The organism is Sulfurihydrogenibium azorense Az-Fu1, assembly GCF_000021545.1.
GTDB classification, from domain to species: Bacteria; Aquificota; Aquificia; order Aquificales; family Hydrogenothermaceae; genus Sulfurihydrogenibium; species Sulfurihydrogenibium azorense.
Map to the genome: position 1 here is coordinate 956002 of NC_012438.1, position 26909 is coordinate 982910.

General features: G+C 32.4%; 29 protein-coding genes and 1 CRISPR repeat array. Of the genes, 19 read left to right on the forward strand and 10 right to left on the reverse strand.

Features of this window, described 5'->3' with window-relative positions:
* Positions 1 to 19: 19 nt before the first annotated feature.
* The 10 genes from rpoD to ruvB all read right to left on the reverse strand — a co-directional run bounded on the left by rpoD (position 20) and on the right by ruvB (position 11383).
* Positions 20 to 1780 carry an RNA polymerase sigma factor RpoD gene (gene rpoD / locus SULAZ_RS05045; protein WP_012674757.1) on the reverse strand — a complete coding sequence of 587 codons (1761 nt, stop codon included), beginning with the start codon at positions 1778 to 1780 and terminating at the stop codon, positions 20 to 22.
* A 3-nt stretch (positions 1781 to 1783) separates the two neighbouring features.
* Positions 1784 to 3463 carry a DNA primase gene (gene dnaG / locus SULAZ_RS05050; protein WP_012674571.1) on the reverse strand — a complete coding sequence of 560 codons (1680 nt, stop codon included), beginning with the start codon at positions 3461 to 3463 and terminating at the stop codon, positions 1784 to 1786.
* Positions 3464 to 3518: 55 nt separating this feature from the next.
* Positions 3519 to 4169 (reverse strand): DUF445 domain-containing protein, encoded by a 651-nt coding sequence (locus SULAZ_RS05055; RefSeq protein ID WP_012674080.1) that lies wholly within the window; start codon positions 4167 to 4169, stop codon positions 3519 to 3521.
* Positions 4166 to 4972 carry an SPOR domain-containing protein gene (locus SULAZ_RS05060; protein ID WP_012674399.1) on the reverse strand — a complete coding sequence of 269 codons (807 nt, stop codon included), beginning with the start codon at positions 4970 to 4972 and terminating at the stop codon, positions 4166 to 4168. Before SULAZ_RS05060 ends, SULAZ_RS05055 begins: the two co-directional genes overlap by 4 nt.
* On the reverse strand, positions 4972 to 6630 hold the full coding sequence (gene argS, locus SULAZ_RS05065) for an arginine--tRNA ligase (protein ID WP_012673913.1): 1659 nt from the start codon (positions 6628 to 6630) through the stop codon (positions 4972 to 4974). Before argS ends, SULAZ_RS05060 begins: the two co-directional genes overlap by 1 nt.
* A gap of 327 nt (positions 6631 to 6957) precedes the next feature.
* Positions 6958 to 8250: a UDP-N-acetylglucosamine 1-carboxyvinyltransferase gene (murA, locus tag SULAZ_RS05070; protein WP_012675104.1), complete on the reverse strand. Its 1293-nt coding sequence runs from the start codon at positions 8248 to 8250 to the stop codon at positions 6958 to 6960.
* Between the two features lie 17 nt (positions 8251 to 8267).
* Positions 8268 to 9116, reverse strand: coding sequence for a peptide chain release factor N(5)-glutamine methyltransferase (prmC, locus tag SULAZ_RS05075; RefSeq protein ID WP_012674634.1), 849 nt, complete (start codon positions 9114 to 9116; stop codon positions 8268 to 8270).
* The gene (locus tag SULAZ_RS05080; protein WP_012674913.1) at positions 9113 to 9733 is read right to left on the reverse strand and encodes a trimeric intracellular cation channel family protein; all 621 of its coding nucleotides are present in this window, start codon (positions 9731 to 9733) and stop codon (positions 9113 to 9115) included. Before SULAZ_RS05080 ends, prmC begins: the two co-directional genes overlap by 4 nt.
* The gene (gene sfsA, locus SULAZ_RS05085; protein WP_012674579.1) at positions 9724 to 10422 is read right to left on the reverse strand and encodes a DNA/RNA nuclease SfsA; all 699 of its coding nucleotides are present in this window, start codon (positions 10420 to 10422) and stop codon (positions 9724 to 9726) included. The genes SULAZ_RS05080 and sfsA overlap by 10 nt, the downstream gene beginning before the upstream one ends.
* Positions 10409 to 11383, reverse strand: a complete 975-nt coding sequence (ruvB, locus tag SULAZ_RS05090; protein WP_012673471.1) for a Holliday junction branch migration DNA helicase RuvB — start codon at positions 11381 to 11383, stop codon at positions 10409 to 10411. The genes sfsA and ruvB overlap by 14 nt, the downstream gene beginning before the upstream one ends.
* A gap of 321 nt (positions 11384 to 11704) precedes the next feature.
* On the opposite strand from ruvB, the gene SULAZ_RS05095 reads away from it, so the two are divergent.
* The 19 genes from SULAZ_RS05095 to mobA all read left to right on the forward strand — a co-directional run bounded on the left by SULAZ_RS05095 (position 11705) and on the right by mobA (position 26893).
* On the forward strand, positions 11705 to 12688 hold the full coding sequence (locus tag SULAZ_RS05095; protein WP_012673450.1) for an IS481 family transposase: 984 nt from the start codon (positions 11705 to 11707) through the stop codon (positions 12686 to 12688).
* A 137-nt stretch (positions 12689 to 12825) separates the two neighbouring features.
* Positions 12826 to 13463: direct repeats of the CRISPR family, unit length 31 nt; unit sequence GTTTTTCTCCCGACTATGAGGGAATTGAAAC.
* A 66-nt stretch (positions 13464 to 13529) separates the two neighbouring features.
* A complete protein-coding gene (locus SULAZ_RS05100) occupies positions 13530 to 13979 on the forward strand; it encodes a hypothetical protein (RefSeq protein ID WP_012674300.1) in 450 nt (149 codons plus the stop codon).
* Positions 13976 to 14644, forward strand: coding sequence for a hypothetical protein (locus tag SULAZ_RS05105; protein WP_012675077.1), 669 nt, complete (start codon positions 13976 to 13978; stop codon positions 14642 to 14644). The genes SULAZ_RS05100 and SULAZ_RS05105 overlap by 4 nt, the downstream gene beginning before the upstream one ends.
* A gap of 5 nt (positions 14645 to 14649) precedes the next feature.
* Positions 14650 to 15465 (forward strand): hypothetical protein, encoded by an 816-nt coding sequence (locus SULAZ_RS05110; RefSeq protein WP_012674510.1) that lies wholly within the window; start codon positions 14650 to 14652, stop codon positions 15463 to 15465.
* Complete coding sequence (locus SULAZ_RS05115; RefSeq protein WP_012673583.1) at positions 15465 to 16925, forward strand: SAVED domain-containing protein; 1461 nt, start codon at positions 15465 to 15467, stop codon at positions 16923 to 16925. The genes SULAZ_RS05110 and SULAZ_RS05115 overlap by 1 nt, the downstream gene beginning before the upstream one ends.
* 26 nt (positions 16926 to 16951) lie before the next feature.
* The gene (locus SULAZ_RS05120) at positions 16952 to 17878 is read left to right on the forward strand and encodes a hypothetical protein (RefSeq protein ID WP_012674194.1); all 927 of its coding nucleotides are present in this window, start codon (positions 16952 to 16954) and stop codon (positions 17876 to 17878) included.
* 96 nt (positions 17879 to 17974) lie between these two features.
* Positions 17975 to 18730, forward strand: a complete 756-nt coding sequence (locus tag SULAZ_RS05125; protein WP_012674958.1) for a YebC/PmpR family DNA-binding transcriptional regulator — start codon at positions 17975 to 17977, stop codon at positions 18728 to 18730.
* Positions 18731 to 18732: 2 nt separating this feature from the next.
* Positions 18733 to 19194: a crossover junction endodeoxyribonuclease RuvC gene (locus SULAZ_RS05130; protein WP_012673757.1), complete on the forward strand. Its 462-nt coding sequence runs from the start codon at positions 18733 to 18735 to the stop codon at positions 19192 to 19194.
* Positions 19191 to 19487: a hypothetical protein gene (locus tag SULAZ_RS05135; protein ID WP_012674927.1), complete on the forward strand. Its 297-nt coding sequence runs from the start codon at positions 19191 to 19193 to the stop codon at positions 19485 to 19487. Before SULAZ_RS05130 ends, SULAZ_RS05135 begins: the two co-directional genes overlap by 4 nt.
* A complete protein-coding gene (gene rdgB / locus SULAZ_RS05140) occupies positions 19484 to 20119 on the forward strand; it encodes an RdgB/HAM1 family non-canonical purine NTP pyrophosphatase (RefSeq protein ID WP_012673457.1) in 636 nt (211 codons plus the stop codon). Before SULAZ_RS05135 ends, rdgB begins: the two co-directional genes overlap by 4 nt.
* Positions 20109 to 20321, forward strand: a complete 213-nt coding sequence (locus SULAZ_RS05145; RefSeq protein WP_012674416.1) for a MoaD/ThiS family protein — start codon at positions 20109 to 20111, stop codon at positions 20319 to 20321. The genes rdgB and SULAZ_RS05145 overlap by 11 nt, the downstream gene beginning before the upstream one ends.
* Positions 20318 to 21229 carry a TIGR00269 family protein gene (locus SULAZ_RS05150; RefSeq protein WP_012674956.1) on the forward strand — a complete coding sequence of 304 codons (912 nt, stop codon included), beginning with the start codon at positions 20318 to 20320 and terminating at the stop codon, positions 21227 to 21229. Before SULAZ_RS05145 ends, SULAZ_RS05150 begins: the two co-directional genes overlap by 4 nt.
* Positions 21226 to 21888, forward strand: a complete 663-nt coding sequence (gene rpe / locus SULAZ_RS05155) for a ribulose-phosphate 3-epimerase (RefSeq protein ID WP_012674215.1) — start codon at positions 21226 to 21228, stop codon at positions 21886 to 21888. The genes SULAZ_RS05150 and rpe overlap by 4 nt, the downstream gene beginning before the upstream one ends.
* An 11-nt stretch (positions 21889 to 21899) precedes the next feature.
* Positions 21900 to 22439: a peptide deformylase gene (gene def / locus SULAZ_RS05160; protein ID WP_012674135.1), complete on the forward strand. Its 540-nt coding sequence runs from the start codon at positions 21900 to 21902 to the stop codon at positions 22437 to 22439.
* Between the two features lie 12 nt (positions 22440 to 22451).
* Entirely contained in the window at positions 22452 to 23231 is a 780-nt protein-coding gene (lgt, locus tag SULAZ_RS05165; protein ID WP_012675080.1) for a prolipoprotein diacylglyceryl transferase, read from the forward strand.
* Entirely contained in the window at positions 23218 to 24453 is a 1236-nt protein-coding gene (locus tag SULAZ_RS05170) for a bifunctional folylpolyglutamate synthase/dihydrofolate synthase (RefSeq protein WP_012673542.1), read from the forward strand. The genes lgt and SULAZ_RS05170 overlap by 14 nt, the downstream gene beginning before the upstream one ends.
* Positions 24428 to 25276, forward strand: coding sequence for a tRNA pseudouridine(55) synthase TruB (gene truB, locus SULAZ_RS05175; RefSeq protein WP_012674441.1), 849 nt, complete (start codon positions 24428 to 24430; stop codon positions 25274 to 25276). The genes SULAZ_RS05170 and truB overlap by 26 nt, the downstream gene beginning before the upstream one ends.
* 68 nt (positions 25277 to 25344) lie before the next feature.
* Positions 25345 to 26295, forward strand: coding sequence for a cysteine synthase B (cysM, locus tag SULAZ_RS05180; RefSeq protein WP_012674712.1), 951 nt, complete (start codon positions 25345 to 25347; stop codon positions 26293 to 26295).
* Positions 26288 to 26893: a molybdenum cofactor guanylyltransferase gene (mobA, locus tag SULAZ_RS05185; protein ID WP_012673507.1), complete on the forward strand. Its 606-nt coding sequence runs from the start codon at positions 26288 to 26290 to the stop codon at positions 26891 to 26893. Before cysM ends, mobA begins: the two co-directional genes overlap by 8 nt.
* Positions 26894 to 26909 lie beyond the last annotated feature (16 nt).

Here is a 26909-nt window from a genome sequence, read left to right on the forward strand (position 1 = left end):
AAAAACTGGGGGATATTTATTAATCTCCTTCTATAAATGGTTTTAAGTATTTTGCTCTGTGTGGGTGTCTTAGTTTTCTAAGTGCTTTTGCTTCTATCTGTCTTATTCTTTCCCTTGTTACTCCAAATCTTTTACCAACTTGCTCTAAAGTATGCTCTGTATCGTCTTCAAGTCCAAATCTGTATCTTAAAACTTGTTCTTCTCTTTCTGAGAGTGTAGATAAAACTTCGTCAAGTTGCATTCTAAGGGCATTTTTAAGCATATGGGCTTCTGGGGACAAGACAGATTTGTCTTCTATAAAGTCTCCAAGGTGTGTTTCCTCATCTGTTCCGATAGGTGTTTCTAAAGATATAGGCTCTTGTGATGTCCTTAGTATTTTCTTAACTTTTTCTGCAGGCATTCCTACTTTTTTTGCTATTTCTTCAGGGGTAGGCTCTCTACCAAGCTCTTGTACCATTGACCTTGCTACTCTTATTAGTTTGTTTATCGTTTCTATCATGTGTACTGGAATTCTGATTGTTCTTGCTTGGTCTGCTATTGCTCTTGTGATGGCTTGTCTAATCCACCATGTTGCGTAAGTAGAAAATTTAAATCCTCTTTTGTAATCGTACTTATCAACTGCTTTCATAAGTCCTATATTTCCTTCTTGAATAAGGTCTAAAAACTGTAATCCTCTGTTTGTGTACTTTTTAGCGATAGATACAACAAGTCTTAAGTTAGCTTTAACAAGTATCTGTTTTACGTTGTTTATTTCATTTCTTCCCTGCTGTATTATATCTAGTACATGGTCAAACTCTTCTGGGATTGTTCCTATTTTTGCTTTTATATCTTCTATCTCGTTTTTAAGTCTTAATGTTTCTGTTCTTAGTATTTCGTATCTACCGTAAGAAAATCCATTACTTTCAAGTTTTTTTAGGATTTCTGGGTATTTTTCATACTCAGTTGATAGCATTAAGTCTAAATCTGGATGAATTTTTGAGATTATCTTTATTCTCTTTTCGTAATCTTTCTCATTTTTTCTTAACTTTGTGTATAACTCTTTTAGCTCATCTGCTATTTTGTCTAACTTAGTAAACTTTATGTTTAAACTTTTTATAAACTTGTTTAACTTGGCATGTTGCCATACAAACTCTCTTTTTGCTTCTAATGTTTTTGTTTCAAGGTAAATTTTCTCTTTTTCAAGTAAATCTCTGTAGAGTTTAGCAAGTTCTAAACCTTTTTTGATAAAGTCAGAAGTTATTTTGTCGTAGTTTTCATTATTTTCAAGCTCTAAACTTTCTCCATCTGATAGCTCATCTACCTTTTCTTCCGTTTCTTCTACGTTTAATAAATCTTGTACCCTTAACTTTCCATCTACAACTTTTGCCCACTCATCTAACAATCTCTCTGTAAGGAAGGATGTTCTGAGTAAACCTCTAAATACTTTTTTTCTTCCCCTTTCAATCTCCATTGCATACTTAATCTCTTCTTCTCTCTTTAACAATGGAATTTTTCCCATCTCTCTTAAGTATAACTTAACTGGGTCATCTGCTTTTGACCAAACATCATCATCAAAATCTATTCCAAGATAGATATCATCGTCTTCTTCTTTAATTTTTTCATCGTCTCTTACGTCTATGTTTAACTCGTTTAGGTACTCAATGAGGCTTTCTATGTGTTCATCTGATGAGAAAAACTCCTCATCTACATAGGTGCTTATCTCGGAGTAGGTGACGTACCCTTTCTCCCTTGCGAGGTTGATAAGAGTTCTTACGTCATCTCTTTCTTGAAGGTTAATCATATATCATCGCCTCCTTTTAAGAGTTTTTATCTCGTTGAAAATATCTATAAAATCTCTTTCTGACAAGTTTGATATAGCAAGGGATTTTTGTTTTTTTATCCACTCCTGTCTAAAATCTTCTAGTATTTTCAAAACAGTTTCTTCCGTAGCTGAGATGTTGTGCTGATTTAAAATTTGAGATAATTCTTGAATAACTTGCGTATTCCCACTGTTAATAAGTTGTACATAATAACCTAAATTTTCAGAAACACTTATTATATCATAAAAGTCATATTTTTGCAAAAAATCTGGATTCTCGAGTATATACTTTAAAACTATCTCTTCTTTCATATTGAGTTTAGGTTTAATAGATGTACTTTCGTCATCTGTATAATTGTAATTAAAACTTCCTCTCTCTCTTTTGGTTAGTATTCTAACTTTTTCTATATCTAACTCAACATTTGCAAAACTTCTTCCTGTATACTTTGCTACAATCTCTATATAACTGTTTCTAAGAGAAGGGTCTTCTATATAAGCCAGTATCTTTGTTATATAGTCGTAAATTGTTTGATAACTTTTAAGTTGTGTTTTTATATCTGAGTCTTGAATACTTTTTAGTCTCTCTAAAAGGAAAATTATTATATCCTTTGAGTTTTCAATAACTTGTTTAACCTTGGATAGACCTTGTTTAGATAGTTCATCAGGGTCCTTTGCTTCTTTGTAGTATGCATACCTTACAGTTATTCCTTCTGAAAGTAGTATCTTTGCAGCTTCTATTGCTGCCTTCTTTCCAGCTTCATCAGAGTCGAACATAACCACAGCTTCTTTTACATACTTTTTTAGTAGTTTTGCTTGATTTTTTGTAAATGCTGTTCCTAGCGTTGCTACAACATTTTTTATTCCTATTTGATATAGTGAAATTAAGTCCATGTAGCCTTCTACTATCACTACACTTTGTTTTTCTTTTAAGTGTTCAAGGGATTGGTATATACCGTATAAAGTGTTTCCTTTTTTATAGATAACAGTTTCTGGAGAGTTTAAGTACTTAGGTTGTCTTGTGTTATCTAAAGATCTTCCTCCAAAGGCTACTATGTTTCCTTTTACATCTTTTATTGGGAAAATAAGCCTTCCTGAAAATTTGTCTTTAAATAAACTGTCTGTTTTTGTTATTAAACCTATTTTCTCTAAATCTTCTAAAGGTACATTTTTCTCTTGGATGTACTTTTGCAAAATAGAATTGTCTTCAGGTGAATAACCAAGTTCAAACTCTTCAATTGTTCTTGATAGTATTCCTCTATTTTTTAGGTAGTCTTTACATACTTGTGATTTTTTAAGGTTTTCTTTGTAAAACTCTGTGATAATTCTTGTTGTAAGATAAAGTCCTTTGTTTAGCTTTTCTTTTTCACTGTCTAAGTATTTAATAGGAATGTTATACTTTTGGGCTAGTTTGACAACTGCATCAAAGTAAGAGATTTTTTCATACTCCATTACAAACTTTATAGCGTTTCCACTGATACCACATCCAAAACATTTAAAGATGTTCTTTGTAGGAGATACTACAAATGATGGCGTTTTTTCGTTGTGAAAAGGACAGAGTGCTACGTAAACTGAACCTTGTCTTTTTAAATTTAAATAATCTGATATTACATCGTAAACGTTTGCTACTCTGTTTACCTCTTCTACCGTATCTGGGGATATAGCCATCTAATCACCTTTTAGTATAAAGCAATTATTAAATTTAGTGTGAATAAAAAAAATTTCAATGATTAATAAAAATCTGTAATAATCCTATAAAAAAGCCTATCACTCCACCTAAGTAAGTTATATGTTTTAACTGTTTCTCGGAAAATCCTAAGACTATCTCTTCAAGTTGTCTTATATCTATAGAAGAGAGAGTTTCATAGATTACTTTTTCAACATCTAACGATGCAAGAAGCTGGGGGAGTTCTTCTTCTATATGTTTTTCTAAGTTTTCTTTTATTGAGTGTTGAGATTTTTCTATAATGATTGGTTTTACTTTATCAGATAGAGATTGAAGAATTTTATCTGTGTAGCCTGACAAAAATGATATTTTTACTTTTGTTTCCACCTCTTCTTTTAGGCTTATAAGTAGTTTATCTACTATCTCTTCAACTACAGTGTTTAATTTGTTTTCTAAAACTTCTTTGTATGAGCTTTCCATAAAGAGCCTATGGAGGTTCTCAGGGTTTACAAGATGCTGGCGAATAACTTTTGCTATAGACTTTGCTATCTCGTCTCTTCTTTTAGGAATTAATCCGGGAGTAAATGGCATTTTTATTCCAAATATTCTTACTTCGTTGTAAGGTTTAAATAACATTTTGATAGCAAGCCAGTTGGTTATATAACCTATAAAAGCTCCTGTAAGAGGAGGGATAAGGTATTCTATCAAGACCCTAACCTTTTTATAAACCCTTTTATACCACTTTCCTTTTGGTAATCTCTTGCTTCTTTCTCTGTTTGGAATTTACCTACTAAAACTTTATGTAATCCACCTTCTTCTATTATGTAAGCATTTGTATACTTTGCTTTTTCTACTTCAGCTTTTTCCCTTGTAGAGAAAGCTCCTACTTGGATTGAGAAATAACCAGATTTTATTTTATCTATTATTTCTTTGGCTGTAGATTCTTCTTTTTTAGGAGTTTGTTTTACTTGACTTTCTGATTTTGATGTTGCAACTTGTTTTTCTTCTTTTTTAGGTTGTTTTTCTACATTCTCAGTTGGTTTGTTAGAAGTTTTTACTTCCTGTTTAACATTTTCTTTATTTTCTTTTTTATTTTCTTTTTCTACTTTTTGGACTGCTTTAATTTGTTCTGTAGGCTCTTGTTTTAGTTGAGGTGGTTGTTCTTTTTTAGGTGGTGTTTCTACTTGTTTTTTCTCTTGGGTTGGTTGAGTTTGGACTGTTTCAGAAGGTTTATTTTGTTGTTCTATAGGCTGGGAAGGTTGTTCTACGGGGGGTGTTGTTTGTAGATTTTGAGGTGAGGGTGGAGTGGTTGGTTTTACAGCCTCTGTGGCTACCTTTACTTGAGGTTCTGATACGGTTTGGTTTGATTTGGAGTAAAAGTTTAACCCTATGGCTATAAATACTAACGTTATTAGCAGCCCAGATAGGAAGATTATAAGTCTTTCTAATATTTCTTTTTTCTTTTTCTGTTTTATCTGTTTTACAGCTGATTTTAAATCTCTGTCTTCCATTACATTCTCTCCACAGGGGTTATTCCCATAAGTTTAAATAAAGTTCTTAGTGCATTTCTAATGGCTTTTAAAAGGTATAACCTTGCTTTCATTAACTTTTCGTCAGTTTCTATTAAAAATTTATGTTGATAGTAGTACTTGTGCAACTTTGAAGCAAGTTCGTAAGTAAGAGATGTTATCTTGTGAGGTTCTTTTTTTAATGTTGCCTCTTCTATCTCTTGAGGTAGGTTTGACAAAAACTTCATTATACTTTTTTCTTCTTCTTGAGTAAGTAAAGATAAATCAGCTTCAAAATCTTTTTCAGGGTCAAAGTTAAATCTTTCTTTTGCCTCTCTAAATACACTTGATATTCTTGCGTGGGCGTACTGAACATAGTAAACGGGGTTTTCGTTGGATTTTGCAAGGGCAACATCTATATCAAAGTTTAGATGAGTATTAGGGTCTTTTGATGCAAAAAAGTATATAACAGCATCCTTTCCAACTTCTTCAACTAACTCTCTTAAAGTTATAAAATCTCCAGACCTTTTTGACATCTTAACTTCTTCACCGTTTTTAAACAGTTTAACAAGTTGAATAAAAACAACGTTTATCCAGTCTTCTCTTACTCCAAAAGCCATTACTGCAGCTTTTAATCTTGGGAAGTATCCGTGGTGGTCAGCTCCCCAAACGTTTATAATAAAGTCGTACCCTCTTTCATACTTGTCGTAGTGGTATGCAATATCTGCTGCAAAATAGGTATAACTTCCATCAGACTTTTTTATAACTCTATCTTTCTCATCTCCGTAAAGTGATGTTTTTAACCATAAAGCTCCATCTTTTTCATAAATCATTCCTTTTTCTTCTAAAAATTTTAAGGCTTGGTCTACTTTACCATGTTGATACAGACTTTTTTCACTTGTCCATATATCAAAGTCAACATTTATCAGTTTTAGGTCTTCTTTTATTTTATCTAAAAGGTAGTTTTTTGCATACTCTGCACAAAACTCTACTGCATCTTCTTCTGATAACATACTTAAAATTTTTTCTCTTTCGTAGTGATAAATCTCCTTTGCAATATCTTTTATATACTCTCCATGGTAGCCGTCTTCAGGGAATGGGAAGTCTGGTTCTTCTATCTGTCTAAACCTTGCGTAAACTGATTGACCTAACTTTTTTATCTGGTTGCCTGCATCGTTTATATAAAACTCCCTTTCTACTTTATAACCTATGTAAGAGTACATATTTGACAGAAGGTTTCCCACTACAGCTCCTCTACCGTGTCCCAAGTGAAGGGGACCTGTTGGATTTGCACTTACATACTCTATGTTTATCTTTCCTCTATTTTTTTCTTTATTTTCTCCGAAACTATCTCCTTCTTCCACTGCCTTTTTAACAACACTGTGGTAATAACTATCTGATAAAAACAGGTTAATAAAACCGTTTAAAACTTCCACTTTACTAAATGTTGGGTCTTTTTCAAGTAGTGATTTAATCTTTTCTGCTATGTCTTGGGGTTTTTGTTTTAGATGTTTAGTAAGTAAAAATGCTACGTTTGTTGCTAAATCTCCAAAACTCTCTTCTTTTGGAGGTTCAACCTTTATCTTGTCCTCTATCTCAGGGTAAAAAAGTTCTTCTTTTTTTAGGATTTCTACTATTTTTTCTCTAACTTCTTTCTTCAAGTCGCCTCCTTAACCTGCTACACAGAATATAACTGATAAAGTTAATGTAAAGTAAAATTATTAGTAAATTAATTATATCAAATTTTATAACTATCATAGGTAGGTACACTAAAAGCCCAATAAAGAAAATCGTTGAAGAACAGTTTTTTATGTAAGAAGGTTTAAAGATAAAAAAAGGTAAAAAAATCGTAAGTCCAAAAAGCCCAATAAAAGAAAGGTCAAGCTCAGAAGAAGGAAAGTACTTATCTAAAAATAGATAAACAGCTGTAAGAGAAAGGCTTATTAATATACAAATCAGTGTTATTTTAAAAAATACCTTCTTTCTTCCTATTCTTCTATAACCTCTCTTCTTATTTTTGCACCTATTGATTTTAGTTTTTCATCTATATGTTCGTATCCCCTGTCTAAGTGGTAGATACTGTGGATAGTTGTCTCTCCTTCTGCAACTAATCCGGCTATTACCATTGCAGCACTTGCTCTTAAGTCTGTGGCTTTCACATGGGCTCCACTGAATTTTTTAACAGGTTTTACTATGGCTGTTTTGCCTTTTATATCTATATTAGCTCCAAGTCTGTTTAACTCTGGTACATGCATAAATCTATTTTCAAAGATATTTTCGGTTATTTCTGATACTCCATCAGCAAAGCAAAGTAAAGTCATAAACTGGGCTTGTAGGTCTGTAGGGAAAAGTGGATACTCTTTTGTCTCTATATTTACAGGTTTAAGTGTATCTTTCCTTTTTATAACAACTTCGTTATCTGAGATTTTAACTACAGATACACCTATTTTTTCTAAAATCTCATCAACATACTCAAGATAGTAGCTTGGATAGTTCTTTATAATTATCTTTCCATCAGTTAAAGCGGATAAAACTGCAAAAGTTCCAGCTTCTATTCTATCTGGGATAACAGTGTGGTAAGTTCCTTTTAAGGATTTAACTCCTTCTATCTCTATTCTGTGGGTACCTTCTCCTTTTATGTTTGCTCCCATCTTTTTTAACATCACTGCCAAATCAACCACTTCTGGCTCTAAAGCAGCATTTTCTATAATGGTCTTTCCTTCTGCTAAAACTGCAGCCATCATTATATTTTCTGTTCCTGTAACTGTTATCTTGTCAAAGAATATATGGGCACCTTTTAATCCTCTTGGTGCGTAGGCTTTTATATAACCGTGCTCTAAGGTAATTTCAGCTCCCATCTTCTCCAAGGCTTTTAAGTGAAGGTCAACTGGGCGAGTTCCTATAGAACATCCTCCGGGAAGGGCAACTTCAGCATATCCAAACCTTGTAAGCATAGGTCCAAGAATAAGTATAGAAGCTCTCATTTTACTCACAAGGTCGTAAGGAGCTGTTAGGGAGGTTATGTTGTTTGCTTTAAAACTATAAGTTTTATCTTTTATGTGATTTACTGCAACTCCAATGTTTGTCAGTAATTTTTCCATTGTTTGTATATCTAATAGATTTGGAAGGTTTTCTATTATAACTTCTTCATCTGTTAGTATCGTTGCAGCCATGTTTGGAAGAGCTGCATTTTTTGCTCCCGATACCTCTAAAACACCTTCTAACCTACATCCTCCTTCAACTATTAAAGCCTCTTTCAACTTTATCTCTTCCTTTATCATCTTTCTTACCTCAAATATTATATTTTACTTGCAATTAAAACTCTATCTATTCCTGCAAGGTCTTTGTAGATTTTTATATTTTTAAAGCCATTTCTTTCTAAGATGCTTTTTACCTTTTCTGCTTGATTTATTCCTATCTCAAAGGCAAAAAATCCGTATTCTTTTAAATAATTTTTAAATTTTTCTACTATCTTTTCGTAAAATTCTGTCCCAACTTTACCTGATATTAGAGCTTCTTTTGGTTCTTTTTTTACCTCTTCTGGAAGACTTTCATACTCATCTTCTGATATGTAAGGAGGGTTTGAAACTACAAAATCAAGTCTGTCTAAGTTTAAGTCTTTTACATCATCTTTCATAACATCAAATTTTATCAAAGTAAGTCTGTCTAAAAGATCGTACTTTTCTGCGTTTATCTTTGTTATTTTTAAGGCTTTTTCTGATATATCTAAAGCATACATTTTTAAATCTTTTTTGTTATACAGTAAAGATACAGATATACAACCACTCCCTACTCCTACCTCAAGACCTAATGGATTTTTTAAGTTTTCTAACTGGTGCAACACTTTCTCAACTAACACTTCTGTTTCCGGGCGAGGGATTAAAACTCCTTCTTCTATGTAAAACTCAAGTCCAAAAAACTCTTTCTTTTTTATTAGATACCCAAGGGGAACTTTTTTTGACCTTTGTAATGCTACATTAATAGCTTCTTGATAATCTTTTATTTCTAAATCTGGGTCTGTGAAGATTTTATGTTTTGGAATTTTAAGGATTTCTTGGAGTATTATAAGAGCTTCAAGTTGAGGGTTTTCAATATCTGCTTTTTTTAATATATTAACTACCATCTCAAACAAAGTTTTTAACTTCATTGAAACTTAGGAAGTCTCCAGTTGTATAGTATAGCTACTATCCTTATCATTAACACCATTAAACTACACACTATTGCAGATACTGTAAGGTCTTGGGTTAGGGTTATTGTTATATAAAAACCTATTGAGCCAATTATACTACAGCTTGCATAAAAGTCATCTCTTAAAACTGATGGGACTTTTCCAAGTAGAAGGTCGCTTATTATTCCTCCTCCTACTCCTGTTAAGGTTGCAAGTATAACGATACCAAAAAATGAAACGTCTGCGTTGTAAGCTATGAGAGCTCCGGTTGTTGTAAAAGCTGACAAACCTATGGCATCTGGTATAAGTATGTAGTATTTATTTCCTATATCTCCTTTTGCTACTTTGTAAATTATTATTGCAAGCCATACCCCAAGCAGGGCTACACTCATATCTGTTAAAGACTTTAAAGCGTTTGGAACAGTGTTTATAAGTAAATCTCTGGTTATACCACCTCCAAGTGCAGTCATTACACCTAAAACTGTTATACCAAGTAAGTCTAAGCCTTCCTTTATTGCCTTTAACGACCCTGTCATAGCAAAGGCCACTATACCTATAATATTCATTATGTAGAATATCTCTTTAGTTATTTCCATAACTGCTTATCAACCTCTAACTCTCCGTTGTAAACTATGTTAAAGTTATTATCAAACTTTACTTTAAAACCGTAAAATTTTACACCTTCTTTTAAAGCAGTTTCAAAAATTTTAGAAAAGTTTGGGTCTGTGTTATAGTTAGGAAGGAAAGTATCACACTCCCTTAAAGATAAAATCATAATGGCAGCTTCAAAACCCTCTTTTTTTATCTCTATAAGATGTTTTAAATGTTTTAAACCTCTTGTTGTAGGAGCATCTGGAAAAAGACAACGGTTATCTACCAAAAGATTACATCCTTTTAGCTCTATGTACAATTTATCATCAACTAAAAAATCTAACCTACTATCTTTATAAACTATCTCAGACTTTATTTTACTTGGTTTAAAGCCAAGTAGTCCCATCTGTATAATTTTTTTACCTATTTTTGAGTGGAGAGAAGTGTTAATTAAAACAAAACCTTCTTCCATCTTTGCAGCAAGGAGTTTATAGGGAAGTTTATTATGTTGTTTACTTTTTAAAAGTAAAATTTCCCTTCCTTGTGTAAGGATCTCTTTTAATCTTCCTGTATCAGATATATGAAAGCTAACTTCTTTACCATCTAACAGACAAACACCAACAAACCTGTTTTTCCTGTATAAAAATGTTCCACTAACTGGTTTGCCAATCTCTGACGAGTTAAGTATTATCATCTAAATTTAAAAACTCAAAGGCTGGTTTTAGTGCTACTCTTCCTTTTGCTGTTCTTTTGATAAAACCTATTTTTAGTAGGTAGGGCTCTATAACTTCTTCTATTGTTCTTTTATCTTCTGATATGGCAAAAGAGATTGTGTTTAATCCTACAGGTCCACCGTTAAACTGGATAACAAGAGTTTTTAAATACTTTAGACTTAAACTGTCTATTCCCAGCTCCTGAATTGATAAAAATCTCAAAGCCTGATTTGCAACTTCTTTATCAATAACTTTATTTCCATGGATAACAGCGTAATCGTAAACTCTGCTTAAAAGTTTATTGGCAATTCTTGGAGTTCCTTTTGAGTGTTTTGCAATCTCTAAAGCTCCTTCTTGTGTGATTGGGATATTGTTGATAGTGGCAGTTCTTAAGATTATTTTTGATAGAGAGTCTTCATCGTAAAAATCAAGGTTTAAAACTATTCCAAACCTTGACATCAAAGGAGATGAAAGCATACCAACCCTTGTAGTTGCACCTATAAGTGTAAATTTTGCAAGGTCAAGTCTAATTGCTTTTGCAGACCTTCCTTTCCTTCCAGACCCTCCTCCAAGTATAACATCAACCTTAAAATCTTCCATAGCAGAGTAAAGTATCTCTTCCAGACTTGGAGATAGTCTATGAATCTCATCTATAAATAGAATATCATTATCTTTTAAAGAAGTAAGAAGTCCTATTAAATCGCCTTTTTTCTCTAAAACAGGAGCTGAGGTTATCTTTATATTACTTCCCATCTCATTAGCTATTACTGATGCAAGGGTTGTTTTACCAAGTCCGGGAGGTCCAGAGAGAATAACATGGTCAAGAGGTTTGTTTTTTAACTTTGCAGCTTCTATAAATACTTTAAGTTGTCTTTTTACCTCATCTTGCCCAATAAAATCATCTAAAAATTTTGGTCTTACTGACAACTCAATCTTTTCCATAAGGAATATTATAACTCTAATATCACTTAGAAGGAATAATTGAGGTAAAAATCCCAAAGCTTTCTATTCAGATAGTTGTAGAAAATGCAATCGAATTGCAGTCGTCGTCCTATCGAAAATGGCAGTTTTTGAGTCTCAATTAGAATAGGTTGATTGAGATTAATCGAGTTAAGTAATTGAAAAATAATCACTGTCGATCTCCAGTGATTTTTGCAGGATCAAAGGTCGACAGGAAAAAATACATTCCGGTGTATAAGTTTCAATACACAGTGAACACCTACCCCTTTAAAATAATTTCAACAAAAACAGGAGGTAGGTTATATGAAAGGTATTATAGGAACCCCTATGTATATGACAACACTCTTTCCTAAAAAACTATCAAACAAGATTAAAGACATTCCTTTAACAAAAGAAGCCAAAAAAAGACTAAAATGGATACAGCACTACCAAGATACAAAAAATATATCCAAAACCTGCAGATACTTCGGAATATCAAGAACTACCTTCTATAAATGGTTTGAAAGATACAAAAAAGACGGACTTGAAGGACTTCTTGATAGACCTAAAACACCAAAAAACACAAGAAAACCAACTATAAGAAATCAGTACAGAGAACAAATAATAAAAGTCAGGAAACAAAACCCAACTTGGAGCAAAGAAAAAATATCGGCATATCTACAAGAAGAAAAAAACATAAAAGTATCACCATCTACAGTGTATAAAGTATTAAAAGAAGAAGGATTAATAGAGAGAACAAAATCAATTAAAATACAAAACAAAAGAAAAAAGAGTATAAAGAAGAAAAGGACAAAAAGAGGCTTGCAAGCACAAGCCCCAGGGGATGTAGTACAAATAGACGTAAAACACCTGAACATCGCAGGTGCAACATATTACCAATTCACAGCTATAGATAAGTATAGCAGATTTTGTTTTGCACGGGTATATGAAAGTAAAAATTCAAAGAAAACAAAAGAATTTTATATTGAGTTAAATGAGTATTTTGAATTTGAGATAAAGAGGGTACAAACAGATAACGGGAGTGAGTTTTTAGGGGAGTTTAACAAGTATTTAACGGATATAGGAGTGGAGCATTACTTTAGCTATCCAAGGAGTCCAAAGACTAATGGTGTTGTAGAAAGATTGATAAGGACAATAGAAGAGGAGTTATGGTTGATAGAGGGATTAGATTACACATTAGAGGAGATGAATAAGAAGTTAAGGAAGTATGTAAGGAAGTACAATTTTATAAGGCCACATCATTCTTTAGGATACAAAAGACCAGCAGACATTGTTTATGGAGTATGATAAAATTTTTAGGTGAAGGTGTTCACGATGTATAGAACTCATACATCCGGTTGCATTTTTTGGAAAAGTGTATTATAATATCTAACAGTTGATAATAAAGGATTTGAACCTTGACAACCGAATAGGCTAAAAGAAGGGTTTTTCTCCCGACTATGAGGGAATTGAAACCTACATCACTTTTTTAGATTTGTCAAATCTAAAGTGAGTTTTTCTCCCGACTATGAGGGAATTGAAACCCATAACACACCTCCTATTTAAATTTTTTTTGGGACGTTTTTCTCCCGACTATGAGGGAATTGAAACTACTCTAAATAAAGTTTTTCAAGTCCAGAATCAAAAGTTTTTCTCCCGACTATGAGGGAATTGAAACTATTTTTCCCATTTAGCTTTCCTATATACACTCCCGTTTTTCTCCCGACTATGAGGGAATTGAAACAGGGTTGTAAACGATGAAGTGGGGGAATTGTCCCCCAGTTTTTCTCCCGACTATGAGGGAATTGAAATTTGACAGCATCACGCAAAAAGATGAAAGAAAGACCCGGTTTTTCTCCCGACTATGAGGGAATTGAAACTCAGATGCACTATCAGAAGAAAGAGATTTGTCTTCGTTTTTCTCCCGACTATGAGGGAATTGAAACATTGCTTTTCTGATTGCAATAAGTCCAACCAAAGCACTGTTTTTCTCCCGACTATGAGGGAATTGAAGTGATTTAAAATCTGTTGTGTGAATAAATCCTTTATTTGGTTTTTCTCCCGATTATGAGGGAATTTTCATCTCTGTTTCTCTTTTTTGTCTAAACTGTGCTAAAATCTTTTAAAGAAAGACAAAAAGAGGAAAAAAATGGGTTTTAATTTGGGTGAAATTTTGGCAGTAGCTTTGCCAGTTCAAGGGGAACAAATCAAAAAAGGTCAAGTTTACGCAGTAAAAACAAAAGCATTCTACTTAAAAACCAATATCAAGCTTTACAATCAAGACGATTCTGAACGAAAATCAAGACCCATAATAATAATCGATAAAAACCAAGATGTAATAAAATTCATCGCACTCTCAACCACTCCTTCTTATAATTTAAAAACAGGAAAATATAGAAAGAGAATAAGCTTAGAAAACTGTAAGTTTGAAGGAGATGGATTTTGTGCTAACATCAAGATAAAAAAAGAAGCTTATATTTTCGTTAGAGATAATAGAGACAGATTTTATATCAATGAAAAAATATTTAAAGATTTAAAAAGTAATCGTGAAGCTAAACTTTGTGGAAAATGTGAAAACTTTGGAGGGAAAACAAATTGAATTCTGCAGATAAAATATACAATTTTTTAATAAACTTTGACGAAGAAGGACTAAATCACATAAAAAAAATGTTTTACACTCAAATATCAAAACAATCTTATCAAATCTTATACCAAGACAAAGATGATTTACTCAATGACTTCATAACATACAAACTAATACCAAAAAGAAAAGAAATAGCCGAAAAATTTTCACAATCTACAGATGGACTTGTATCTTATATATCAATAGCAATAGAAAACTTCTTAAAAACAGAAATAACAAAAAAAATTTACAAGTCAGAAATGTTTCAAAATTCTGTTTATTATAATCAAGAAGAAGATGAAAAAGAAGACACATTTGAAAGAGTTTTAGAAACTACTCAAGCTAAGGAATACGACGTGTTAGTAAAAATAGAAGCAGAAGACATATACAATAAGTTAATAGAAGAACTAAAAGACACGGAAAAACAACTTTTATGCTACCTAATAAGTGAAGAACAACTACAAAGCTACATAAAAGAAAACTTTTTTAAAGACATATCAGAAGATGCTTTTTATAAAAGGATTGAGAGATTAAAAAAGAAGCTTTCTTCTATAGCCCAAGAATACGGTTATTCACAAGAAGGCTTTGAAGAAGCTTTTAACACTTTTTACACACAGATATGTAAGAACTACAAGGGGTAATAATAATGAAAAAAGATATTAGAGAGATTATCTACAGATTGTACGAGGAAAGTTTAAAAGAAGAACCTTTTGAAGAATTCAGAGGAGAAGAAGAACCAATAATCGGGGGAGTTTATCTTGGTTTACTCAATAAAAAACGTGTAATGTTTGTTATTATTGATAAGATTACAGATAAATACTTTGAAGTGCTTAAAATCTCGCATTTTTGGGAATTAGGAACTATCAGGGATATCGTTTACAGAAACGAGATAGGAACATTTATTATAGAAACAGACTTGAATTTTTACCTTAAAGACGATGAAATAAAAAGGTTTAAAAAAATCGATATAATAGACAATGTTGAAAAAATAAAAGAATATAGAGAATTATCAACAGAGGAAAAATTAAAATCAAACATTGAAAGAGGACTTTTTTATATTTATGAAAATGTGTGGGTAGAAAAGTTTAAAGAAAAAGAACTTGAGGTCATAAAACCCTACCATCTTAGAATTTTTAACATAATAGACGAGTTAGAAAAAGAAGAGTACAACATCATTCCTTTATCACCAGAAAGAGAAGAAAATTACAGATATACAGCCGTAGCTTCTACAGAGAAAAATACAGCACTGGGAGAAAACTTTGTAATCTACAGAGAACCACAGTACATAAACATCATAGTTTCACAAGAGTTTATAAATAAAAAAGTTTCCGTATTTTTAGAAGGAGAAAAAATTTTTGAAAATGTGTTAGATGATACGGTAATAACTTTAAAATTTGAAAACCCTAAAAATATAGATTTAGAAAAGTTAGCAAAAAGTATAAAAGTGGTAGTGGAGGAATAATGGTCAAGCAGTTTTTAGAAGATTTAGAAAGATTTTATCCGGTTATCCTCAATCTAATTAAAGATGGAAACATTAAAAAAGAATGGTTAGCAGATTTATATAGCATATTTAATATGGAAGACAGCCCTTACATAACACCTTTAAAATTTCATCTTTACAGTCTTTTAGTCCACCACCCAGAGTTTTTAGATTATAAACTTTTATCAGAAAAACTAAACCTATCAGAAGACGAAATTTATGAAATATTTGTAAAAGGAAAACAAGCTTTTGAAGTATACTTCCCTGTTTATCTTCCTGACGAAGAAGAAGCCCATCTTTACAAAGCCTTAATCGTAGAAGGAACTTCAAAAACATTCACATTTAATAAATTTGTAGATTTACAAACAATAAAAGCAGTTGCAAATAAAGACTTTTTTGTAATATTTAGCAATTACTTTACAGGAGATAGTTATCAATTTTCAATAGTAGCAGGCTTAATAGCAAAAGATAAAAATATCTTAAAAAATCTTGCATTTACAGGAAAAGTATCATCTTCAGGAAAAATACTACCTGTAAACCATGTAAATGAAAAAGAAAAAATAACTAAAGCAAACGAAAAAAACCTCATAACTCCGGATGATATCTCAACTTTAGAAGAATTAGAATTTTGGCTAAACAGCTCCCAAATACCTGTAATACTCCTAAATAGAAACACAGACAACAACATAAAAGAAAGCTTACACCAAATAGAAACACTTATAAAACAAGATTGTCCTTACTTTACCATAAAAAACCTTATAAAATTCTATAACCTCTCAGAAGAAGATTTATATATAATCACTCCATCCATAGACTTTTCAAACAGAGAAGAACTTCTAAACATATTAAAACAATTTGAAGAAAGATTAGAAAAACTATTTTCAGTAAGAAATTCAATTTTATACATATCTTTGTCTGTGGCATCTTTAGGATTTTTAGTAGGATCTTTGATAGGTGCGAGGAAAAAAGTAGTTATACTGCACTATCAAGGTGAATATCGTAAAGCCATAGATATGTCAAAAGACCCAAGAGTAATAAAAGAAAATGTTAAAGAGTACAGTATAATACAGCCTGAAAGTTGCAATACAGACCAAGAGATAGCATTAATTTTAAATATAGCATCTCACAACCCTGTAAATTCTGCCAAATCCTACATTGAGAAAAATCTTCCACACGTTAAATCTACCTGTGTTATAAACACAATTTATGGTGGAAACATACCATTAGAAGAGTTTTTAACCATTAGTAGAGAGCTTTATACTTACATAAATACGATTAAAGACAAAATTCACCTTTTTTATTCAATTCCGGTTCCCATATCCCTAAGCTTGGGAATGGCAATAGCACACTTTAAAGATATAACCCTATACCATTACGATAGTAAAAATACAACTTACATAAAAATCCCAATTAACTTAAATGAGGTAAGAAGTAAATTTTAGAAAGGAATAGGTTATGGTGTGTTAAGATGAAAATAATGAGTAAATACAAAGAAGAAATTTTACTAATTATAGTCTTCTTTTCTTTTTTACTTAATTTATATTTCGTAGATAGTAATAAGTTAATTTATAACTTTTTAGTTTCTTTAGTAATTTTTATATTTTCTCTCTACTGCTGGAAAGTATCTAATGTATCCTATAACAAGTCTGTCTTAAAAAATTTGTCTAACATCATAAAAGGAGATGTAGCAACTTTTTTAGGTTTTTCAGCTTTTGTTTCAGAATTTATTTTGTTTAACTTTCTTTTTGAGTACACAAAAAACTTTATAGAAGAAAATAAGATGCTCGATTTTTGTAAAGCAATAATAAGTTTTATAGGTATCTTATCTATTGGTCTCTTATTTTTTAGTTTTTATCAAGAAAAAATAAAAGCTTACATAAACAGTAAAAAATCTCTAAAAAGAGAACCTAGAAAAGTTTTAATATTTGCTTTATCTATACCAGGAAAAAATTTAGAAAGTCTTGAAACTCTTCCCCGCAACTGGCAACCTATAAAAGAACTTCTTGAATTTCATAAATCAAGATTAGAAGTAGCTTATGTACTTATCTCGGAAGAAACAGAAAAGTATAAAACCGAGTTTGAAAAATTTTTTACAGAGTTTAAATCAAAAATAAAATATATTGAGAAAGTCAATATGAATGATGAAAGTAGTATAGTTAATGCTTTAATAAATGTAGTTAGAGATATAAAAAATAATAAATATGAGGAACAGGATATATCGGTGTATTTATCGGGAGGAACATCTTTAGTAACAACTATCTTGTCTTTGTTTGGAGTTAACGATGATATACAAGTTGAGTGCATACTCCAAACAAGTGGTAATGAAAACGAAAAACCTGAAATAAAAACCATAGACCTACGAAAAGATCTTCTCTCCATCTTTGTAAGTGATTAAGGCAGTATCTCTACACTACATTCCTATATTATTGCCTTGTATTTGATTTTTATATATTTTATAATGATTATAATCAAAAACAGCGGAGGTTTTTTTATGGCTGGACACAGTAAATGGCACAACATTAAAAATAAAAAAGCTAAAATGGATGCAATAAGAGGTAAGATATTTACAAAAGTTATCAAAGAGATAACAGTGGCTGCAAGACTTGGTGGAGGAGACCCTGAAGCAAACCCAAGACTTAGAATGGCTATAGAAAAGGCAAAAGAAGTAAACATGCCTTCTGAAAACATAGAGAGAGCAATAAAAAGAGGAACCGGAGAGTTAGAAGGAGTTAATTACGAAGAAGTAAGATACGAAGGGTACGGTCCAGAAGGTGTTGCAATTATAGTAGAAGCTACAACAGACAACAGAAATAGAACAACTGCAGAAGTAAGACATATTTTTTCCAAGTATGGTGGAAACTTAGGATCATCAGGTTGTGTTTCATTTTTATTTGAAGATAAAGGAGTTATAAACGTTGAAAAATCAAAGTACTCAGAAGAAGAAATATTAGAAAAAGCCTTAGAAGCTGGAGCTGAAGATGTTATAACAGATGATGAAGATTACTACGAAATAAGAACTTCTGTCCAAGACTTTTACAAAGTTAAAGAAAACCTTGAAAAGATGGGAGTAGAAATAGCAAGAGCTGAGCTTACAAAAATACCTACAACTACAGTAAAAATAACAAATGAAGAAACAGCTACAAAACTCATGAAACTCTTAGATGCCCTTGAAGATAACGACGACGTGCAAAAAGTATACGCAAACTTTGATATTCCAGAAGAATTGCTCCAAAAGATAGAAGGATAAAGTTGAAAATCATATCGTTAGACCCATCAACTTCCAAAACTGGGTATGCTGTAGCAGAAGTTTACGAAGATAAAATAAGCTTAATAGAGTATGGAAGTATCCTTCTAAAAGGGAAAAAAAACACTTTAAAGCTACTATTTGAAACTCTTCAAGATAAAATAAACCAACATAGTATAGAAGCTGTAATACTAGAGACACCTTTTTACAGTATTAACGCCCAGACTCTTATAAAGTTAGGAGAAGTAAGAGGAGTAATACTACTTTTAGCACAGATAAATAACTTAAAAGTTTTTCAGTACACACCAGCAGAAGTAAAGATAGCAGCAACAGGATACGGCAGGTCTTCAAAAGAAGAAGTGATCAACATGGTAAACAGAATATTTAACTTAGATATTCAAGATAGTGATATAGCAGACTCTCTGGCAATACTTTACTGTCATACATTACAGAAGGTAGAAGTATGAAGAAATTTATTCTAACTTTAATCGCTACAGTATCACTCTCTTTTGGTCAAACATGTGATGGAATGTTTGCAGTGTATGACAGCTGCTACGACTCAAACAACTGTGATGAAAGTTATAACGCAGTTTACAATCTATCTCTATCAGCAGGACTTTCAACTCAAGTATCTGAAAAAATGGCAAAGATATGTAGATACTCCTGTGAAAATAAAAAAGCAACAGTAAAGAAGTTATCTAAAGAAGACTTTCAAAGTGCATTTTGTCCACACGTCAAAAAAGAGGAAAAGAAACAATGAAAATACTTGTAGCTACAACAAATGAAGGAAAATTAAGAGAAATCAAGTCAATACTTTCAGACTTGGATGTAGAACTTTTATCTCTTAAGGATATGGATAACATTATAGATGTAGAAGAGGATAGAAAAACATTTTTAGAAAATGCAATAAAAAAGGCTACCCAGTATGCAAACTTTTACAAACTCCCTGTTATAGCTGAAGATTCAGGGTTAGAAGTTGATGCTTTAGAGGGTTATCCGGGCGTTTACTCTGCAAGATTTTACAGTATAGATTACGGTGGAAAGGTAGAAGATGAAAGTCTTTCAAAAGATGAGAAAAATAACTTAAAACTTTTAAAACTACTTGAAGGTAAACAAAACAGAAAAGGAAGGTATAAAACTGTAGTTGTTTACTACGACCCTGAAAAGGCTGTGGGTATATGGACAGAAGGAGTGTGTGAAGGAGAGATAGGAAAAAAACCAGAAGGGTCAGGAGGATTTGGATACGACCCTATATTTATACCAGAAGGATACGACAAAACAATGGCACAGCTTCCACCAGAAGAAAAAAATAAGATAAGTCATAGAGGAAAAGCTTTAAATAAGTTAAAAGAGTTATTAATTAAAATTGGAGTAGTAAAGGTTGGAAATTAAAGTTAATTATAGAGGACAAGAAAAAATTTTAAGTTTTGATAAAGACAAAGTTAAAGCCAAGGATGTATTAAAAGCCCTTGGTTTGTCAAAAGATTTTGCCTTTGTAGTTAAAAATGGTGAGATTGTAGATGAAAACGAAACTATAACTCAAAACGACGAAGTTAGAGTTATAAACGCAATATCTGGAGGAAAAAATAATTGAGAAAATGTTTTAAATGTAGTCAAAAAGCCCAAGTTTACCTTCCACAACATAGACTCTCTCTATGTAAAGACCACTATTTACAGTGGTTTGACAACAGAGTAGAAAAAACTATCAAAGAATTTAAAATGTTTAAAAAAGAAGATAAAATATTAGTTGCAGTATCAGGAGGTAAAGACAGCCTTTCCCTATGGAAAGCTTTAACAAACTTAGGTTATCAAGCTGATGGATTTTATATAAACCTTGGAATAGGAGAGTACTCTGAAAAATCAGAAAAGCTTGCAACTGCATTTTCAGAAAAAATAGGAAGACCACTTTATAAAATATCTTTAAAACAAGAGATAATGCCTATTCCGGAGATAAAAAAACACGACTCAAGACCAACCTGTTCTGTGTGTGGAACAGTTAAAAGGTACTATATGAACAAGTTTGCAAAAGATAACGGTTATAAAATAATAGCAACAGGTCATAACCTTGACGATGAAGCAGCTGTTTTATTTTCAAACACTTTAAACTGGAGCGTAGAATACTTAAAAAGACAGTACCCAGTTTTACCAGAAGAAGATGGGTTTATAAGAAAAGTAAAGCCACTGTGTAAAATCTCAGAAAAAGAAAGTGCAATGTACGCAATTTTATCAGGTATAGAGTACATAGAAGAAGAGTGTCCATTTTCAGAAGGAGCCACTTCCATAGATTACAAAATCTTTTTATCCCAGCTTGAGGAAAAAAGTCCCGGTACAAAACTTCGCTTTTACAGTGAGTTTCTAAGAAAAATGTACCCTATACTTCAAAAGTCAGAAGAAAAACCCCAGCTTAGACCTTGTAAAATATGCGGAGAGCCATCAATTAACGAAATATGTTCTGTATGCAGTCTCAAACTCAAACTAAAAAAGCAGGAGGAAAAAGCTTGAAATTACTTGCACCTTCTATACTGTCAGCTGACTTTTCAAAGTTAGGACAACAGATAAAAGAAGTTGAAGAGGCGGGAGCTGATATAATCCACTTAGATATAATGGATGGAAGGTATGTACCAAACATTACCTTTGGAATTCCGGTTGTAGAATCTATCAGACCTATAACAAACCTTCCCTTTGATGCCCACCTTATGATAGTAGAGCCTGAAAAGTACGCCCTTGATTTTATAAAAGCTGGTGTTGATATGATTTCTTTCCATATGGATGCCACTATACACTCCCACAGACTTGTTGACCTTATAAAGTCTAACGGTGCAAAAGCGGGAGTTGTATTAAACCCTGCCACACCTGTCAACACCCTTGAAGAGATTATTCATTACATAGACTATGTCCTTATAATGTCCGTAAACCCGGGATTTGGAGGACAAAAGTTTATACCACAAACAGCAGAAAAAGTAAAAAAACTGATACTTCTTATGGAACAAACAGGAAGAACGGATATACTTATAGAGATAGATGGAGGTGTAAGTAAAGAGAATATTAATTACCTTTCAATGTTAGGAGTTAACATATTTGTAGCAGGAAGTGCAGTATTTAAAGGTGATATAAAAGAAAACGTAAAGATTTTAAAACAAAATATGAGTATATGTATTTAAAGGAGAGAGTTATGGAGTATAGAATAAGAACGTGGCCAGATAAGATACTAAAAGAGCCAACAAAAGAAATAGATTTTTTTGATGATAGACTAAAAGAGTACATTGACAAGATGTGGGAGTTTATGTATAAAGAAGAAGGTGTGGGACTTGCAGCAAACCAGATAGGTATTCCCTACCAGATACTTGTTATAGACACATCTATCAGAGAAAAGAAAAATGAAGAAGAAACAGAGCCACCTGTTAAAATGGTTTTAATCAATCCAAAAATAGTAGAAAAAGAAGGACAAGTAATGTCAACTGAAGGCTGTTTAAGTTTTCCCGGCGTTCAGATAACTATACCAAGGTATAAGAGAGTTAAAGTAGTAGGAAAAAACGAGAAAGGAGAAGATGTTGTAGTTGAAAGTAGTGAGTTTTTATCAATAGTACTTCAACACGAGATAGACCACTTAAACGGCATTCCATTTATAAGCTATCTATCACCACTAAAGAGAAAGTTAGTTTTAGATAAGTACCTTAAATCTTTGAAAGAATCCGAATATCAAACAGGTTAAGGAGAGATATTTATGTTTCCAGACTTGATAACGATAGGTGGTTTTACAATACACACGTACGGTGTTTTAACTGCAATTGGACTTTTAGTTGGTTTTTACGTAGGTCTTTACTTTGCAAGGAAAGAAGGTATTTCAGAAAAAAACTACGAGAATCTATTTATCCTTACAGTATTAAGTGGAATTTTAGGTGCAAGAATAGCCTACATCATAGAGCATAAAGAAGATTTTAACTCTTTTTTAGACTTTTTTGCTATCTGGAATGGAGGAATTGACTGGTTTGGTGGCTTTATAGGAGGGTTAGTAGCAGCTGTCGTATACATAAAAATTAAAAAGCTACCACTTCTTAAAGTTGCAGATGTAGCAGGTGTATCTATTCCTATAGGACACTTTTTTGGAAGACTTGGATGTACATCTGCAGGGTGTTGCCATGGAAAACCTGTTCCACCTGACTCACCTTTTAAAGATATTGCCATTATATTCCCCAACAACCCCCACTGTTTAGCCCCTCCGGGAGTTCCATTGTATCCTACCCAGCCAGTAGAAGCAATTGGCAATTTAATTATATTTTTAATCTTATTTTTCACTTATAGAAAAAAATCCTTTGATGGACAGATAATAGGTATGTATCTTGTACTCTATGGAATAGAAAGGTTTTTACTTGAGTTTTGGAGAGGTGTTACACCACCACTTCCTTACATAGGACTTACTTGGAACCAAATTATCACATTGATGATGGTATTATTAGGAATAATGCTGATACTTTACTTAAGGTCAAGGCGTGAACCTGTTTGATTTTTTCAAGAAAAAAGTTTTTAACATAGAACCGGGGTTAGAAAGAATAAAAGCAGCTTTAGAAGATGTATCTAATCCTCACAAAAACTTTAAATCAATACTGGTAGCAGGTACAAACGGAAAAGGATCCACATGTGCTTACTTAGAAAGTCTTTTTAGACATCATGGCTATAAAACAGGACTTTTTACATCTCCTCACCTTATCCAAGAAAACGAAAGGTGGCAGATAAACCGTAAAAACATTCCTCAAGATAGATTAGAGTCCTACATAAAAGATTTACTACCTATCATTCAAAAATATAACCTTACTTACTTTGAAGCCTGTACTTTACTTGCTTTTAAGTATTTTTCCGATGAAAGTATAGATATAGCAGTTGTAGAAGTTGGACTTGGTGGAAGGTGGGACTCTACAAACGTTTTAGACCCTTGTGTTTCTGTTATAACAAACGTATCTTTTGATCATATGCATCTATTAGGAGATACGCTAGATAAGATAGCCTTTGAAAAAACAGGTATAACAAGAAAAAACAAGCCAGCAGTAGTTGGAAGAAACCAAAAAGAGATTATAGACTGGCTTAAAAAAAGGAAAATAAAAGAGTTTTACATTCAAGGGTTAGATTTTAGATCTACTGTAAGAGAAAGTCTTTTATGGGACTTTGAGTTTAAAGACTTTTACTTAAAAGATATAAAACTGTCTATGATAGGAACAAGACAGATAGAAAACGTTTCAACATCTTTAGCATCTTTTTTAGTGTTTTGTGAGAAAAATAATATTAAAGTAGATAAAGAAACAATTAAACGAGCTTTAAAAAATACATTCTGGCAAGGGAGAATGCAGATACTTTCTGAAGAGCCTTTAATCATACTAGATGGAGGACACAACGAAGAAGGACTTTTAAAAAGTTTCCAAGAGTTAAAAGAGTTGTTTAAAAGTAAAAAAGTTATCACAGTGTACTCATTTATGAAAGACAAAGAGACAGAAAAAATGTTTAAAATAATAAAAGAAAACTCATTTAAAACTGTAGCAACTAAAATAAATGTATCAAGAGGAATGGAAAAAGAAGATTTTTACAAACTTGGAGAAGAAAACTTTATAGAAAATCTTTTAGAAGCTGTAGAGCTTGCTAAAAAGTATGTAGATGATAACAGTCTTATCTTTATAACAGGGTCGTTGTACTTAGTAGGAGAGGTGCTAAATGGATGGAATACTGCTGGTAAATAAACCTAAGTATATAACTTCTAACGATTTAGTTGTAAAAGTAAAAAAACATTTAAATGAAAAAGTAGGACACACAGGAATATTAGATTATGCAGCTTCTGGACTTATGGTTTTAACTGTAGGAAAGGCAACAAGATTTACTCAATTTTTTCAAGGACTTGATAAACAGTACATAGCCGAAGGAAAGTTAGGAGAGATAACTGACACCTACGACTCTCAAGGTAAAGTAATCCAGTCAAACCCAGTTAATATTAACCAGGACCAACTAATACAAGTAATAAACTCTTTTATTGGAGAGTACGACCAGCTACCACCACCATACAGTGCAAAAAAAATTCAAGGAAGAAGAGCTTACCAACTTGCAAAAAAAGGAATAAACCCAGACCTAAAACCAGTTAGGGTTAAAATATACAACATAGAGATATTAGAGATAAACCTTCCCTACTTTAAAATTAAGGTAGACTGCTCATCAGGTACCTACATCAGGTCTCTAATAAAAGATATAGGAGATAAACTATCTACAGGAGCCTATATGAGTGATTTAATAAGGACAAAGATAGGAGAGTTTAAATTAGAGGATGCTTTGGAACTTCAAGATATTTTAGATAAAAAAGAAGTTAAACTAATCCCTATAAAAGAAGCTCTGTACTTTTTTCAAGAGTTAGAACTACCATCAACATTAGAAAGAGCATTTAAATACGGTCAAAAAGTAAAATTAGATAGTGAATTAAAAGGACTGTTTAAAGTAGTAAATCAAGAAGGACAGCTCCTTGGACTTGGAAAAATGGAAGATGGAATACTAAAACCTGAGATTGTGTTGAGTTAGCATTTTCTAACTAACTTTATAACTGATATAATAATTGCAATATTTATATTTAAGAGGTTTTACTTTTAATGTGGATACTGGGACAGCATGATGAAAGTTATAGAAAAACAAGAAAATCGGTTTTAGAGCTTGTAGGAAATACTCCTTTAGTTGAGTTAAACCGTAGCCTTCCTGAAGATATAAAGAAAAAAAATATTAAGATATACGCAAAACTTGAAAGTTATAACCCCGGAGGGTCTGTTAAAGATAGACCTGCAACAAGAATGATTTTAGAAGCTATAAACAGTGGAAAACTAACAAAAGATAAAGTAATAATAGACGCAACATCTGGAAACACAGGAATAGCCCTTGCAATGGTAGGAACAGCTCTGGGATACCAGGTAGAACTTGCAATGCCTGCAAATGTAAGTGAAGAAAGAAAAAGAATAATAAAAGCCTTCGGAGCAAAGATACACTTTACAAATCCACTTGAAAGTACAGATGGAGCAATTATCTATGTTAGAAAACTTGTAGAAAAGTACCCAGATAAATACTACTACATAGACCAGTATAACAACGATGCAAACTGGAAAGCCCACTTTGACTCAACAGCAGTTGAGATATGGAATCAAACAGAGGGAAAGATAACCCACTTTGTAGCCGGAATAGGAACAGGTGGAACTGTAATGGGAACAGGTAGAAGGTTAAAGATATTTAACCCTAACATTCAGGTAATAGGAGTTCAGCCAGACAGTCCTTTCCATGGTATAGAAGGGTTAAAGTACATAGAAACCTCTATAAAACCGGGTATATTTGACGAAAACAGATTAGACAGAACTATGTTTATAGGAACAGATATTGCATACCAGAGGGCAAGGGAGCTGTCAAGGTTAGAAGGAATTTTTGTAGGACAGTCTTCTGGAGCTGCCTTTGAAGCTGCTATAAGGATTGCAAGGGAGATAGAAGAAGGAGTTATAGTCTTTATATGTCCAGATGGTGGTGAAAAATACTTAACAACGGCACTTTACGACTATGAGTAAAAAGTTATCTTGTGTAGTCTTGGCTGGTGGTCAAAGTAAACGAATGGGAACAGACAAAGCTTTTTTAACCTATAAAGATAAAACATTTTTACAGACTATAGTAGAAAAACTATCTAAAAAGTGTGATGAGATAATATTAAGTGTAAACAAGGACCCTCAAATCTACCAAAAGCACCTAAAACCTTACAAAGTTAAAATAGTCAAAGACTTATACCCTTACGAAGGACCACTAAACGCAATACTATCTGTGTCAAAACATGTAAAAAACCCTTACGTTTTTATAGCAACCTGTGATACACCTTTACTTAATGAAAATCTAATAGACCTTTACATAGAGTTAATAAACGGATTTGATGTGGTTGTTCCAGAAATAGATGGTAAGTTTCAGCCACTTAACGCCCTCTACACCAAAAAAAGCCTGTTAAAGGTTAAAAATTTATACCCTGAAGTAAAGTCTCTTAATCAGTGGATAAGGAACTTAAAAAAAGTTTTAGTTGTCGACCAAGAAGTTATTCAAAACTTTGACCCATTCTTACTTACCTACAAAAGTATAAACACACCTCAAGACTACGAGCGTTTAATTAAGTATGGCTTTTAAAAGCTTCCTCCCTTAT

Excerpts from the sequence above, each read along its gene's own strand:
- rpoD (WP_012674757.1), bottom strand. The coding sequence starts at position 1,780 with ATGATTAACCTTCAAGAAAGAGATGACGTAAGAACTCTTATCAACCTC.
- dnaG (WP_012674571.1), bottom strand. The coding sequence starts at position 3,463 with ATGGCTATATCCCCAGATACGGTAGAAGAGGTAAACAGAGTAGCAAAC.
- SULAZ_RS05060 (WP_012674399.1), bottom strand. The coding sequence starts at position 4,972 with ATGGAAGACAGAGATTTAAAATCAGCTGTAAAACAGATAAAACAGAAA.
- murA (WP_012675104.1), bottom strand. The coding sequence starts at position 8,250 with ATGATAAAGGAAGAGATAAAGTTGAAAGAGGCTTTAATAGTTGAAGGA.
- prmC (WP_012674634.1), bottom strand. The coding sequence starts at position 9,116 with ATGAAGTTAAAAACTTTGTTTGAGATGGTAGTTAATATATTAAAAAAA.
- SULAZ_RS05080 (WP_012674913.1), bottom strand. The coding sequence starts at position 9,733 with ATGGAAATAACTAAAGAGATATTCTACATAATGAATATTATAGGTATA.
- sfsA (WP_012674579.1), bottom strand. The coding sequence starts at position 10,422 with ATGATAATACTTAACTCGTCAGAGATTGGCAAACCAGTTAGTGGAACA.
- ruvB (WP_012673471.1), bottom strand. The coding sequence starts at position 11,383 with ATGGAAAAGATTGAGTTGTCAGTAAGACCAAAATTTTTAGATGATTTT.
- SULAZ_RS05095 (WP_012673450.1), top strand. The coding sequence starts at position 11,705 with ATGAAAGGTATTATAGGAACCCCTATGTATATGACAACACTCTTTCCT.
- SULAZ_RS05100 (WP_012674300.1), top strand. The coding sequence starts at position 13,530 with ATGGGTTTTAATTTGGGTGAAATTTTGGCAGTAGCTTTGCCAGTTCAA.
- SULAZ_RS05110 (WP_012674510.1), top strand. The coding sequence starts at position 14,650 with ATGAAAAAAGATATTAGAGAGATTATCTACAGATTGTACGAGGAAAGT.
- SULAZ_RS05115 (WP_012673583.1), top strand. The coding sequence starts at position 15,465 with ATGGTCAAGCAGTTTTTAGAAGATTTAGAAAGATTTTATCCGGTTATC.
- SULAZ_RS05120 (WP_012674194.1), top strand. The coding sequence starts at position 16,952 with ATGAAAATAATGAGTAAATACAAAGAAGAAATTTTACTAATTATAGTC.
- SULAZ_RS05125 (WP_012674958.1), top strand. The coding sequence starts at position 17,975 with ATGGCTGGACACAGTAAATGGCACAACATTAAAAATAAAAAAGCTAAA.
- SULAZ_RS05135 (WP_012674927.1), top strand. The coding sequence starts at position 19,191 with ATGAAGAAATTTATTCTAACTTTAATCGCTACAGTATCACTCTCTTTT.
- rdgB (WP_012673457.1), top strand. The coding sequence starts at position 19,484 with ATGAAAATACTTGTAGCTACAACAAATGAAGGAAAATTAAGAGAAATC.
- def (WP_012674135.1), top strand. The coding sequence starts at position 21,900 with ATGGAGTATAGAATAAGAACGTGGCCAGATAAGATACTAAAAGAGCCA.
- lgt (WP_012675080.1), top strand. The coding sequence starts at position 22,452 with ATGTTTCCAGACTTGATAACGATAGGTGGTTTTACAATACACACGTAC.
- truB (WP_012674441.1), top strand. The coding sequence starts at position 24,428 with ATGGATGGAATACTGCTGGTAAATAAACCTAAGTATATAACTTCTAAC.
- cysM (WP_012674712.1), top strand. The coding sequence starts at position 25,345 with ATGTGGATACTGGGACAGCATGATGAAAGTTATAGAAAAACAAGAAAA.
- mobA (WP_012673507.1), top strand. The coding sequence starts at position 26,288 with ATGAGTAAAAAGTTATCTTGTGTAGTCTTGGCTGGTGGTCAAAGTAAA.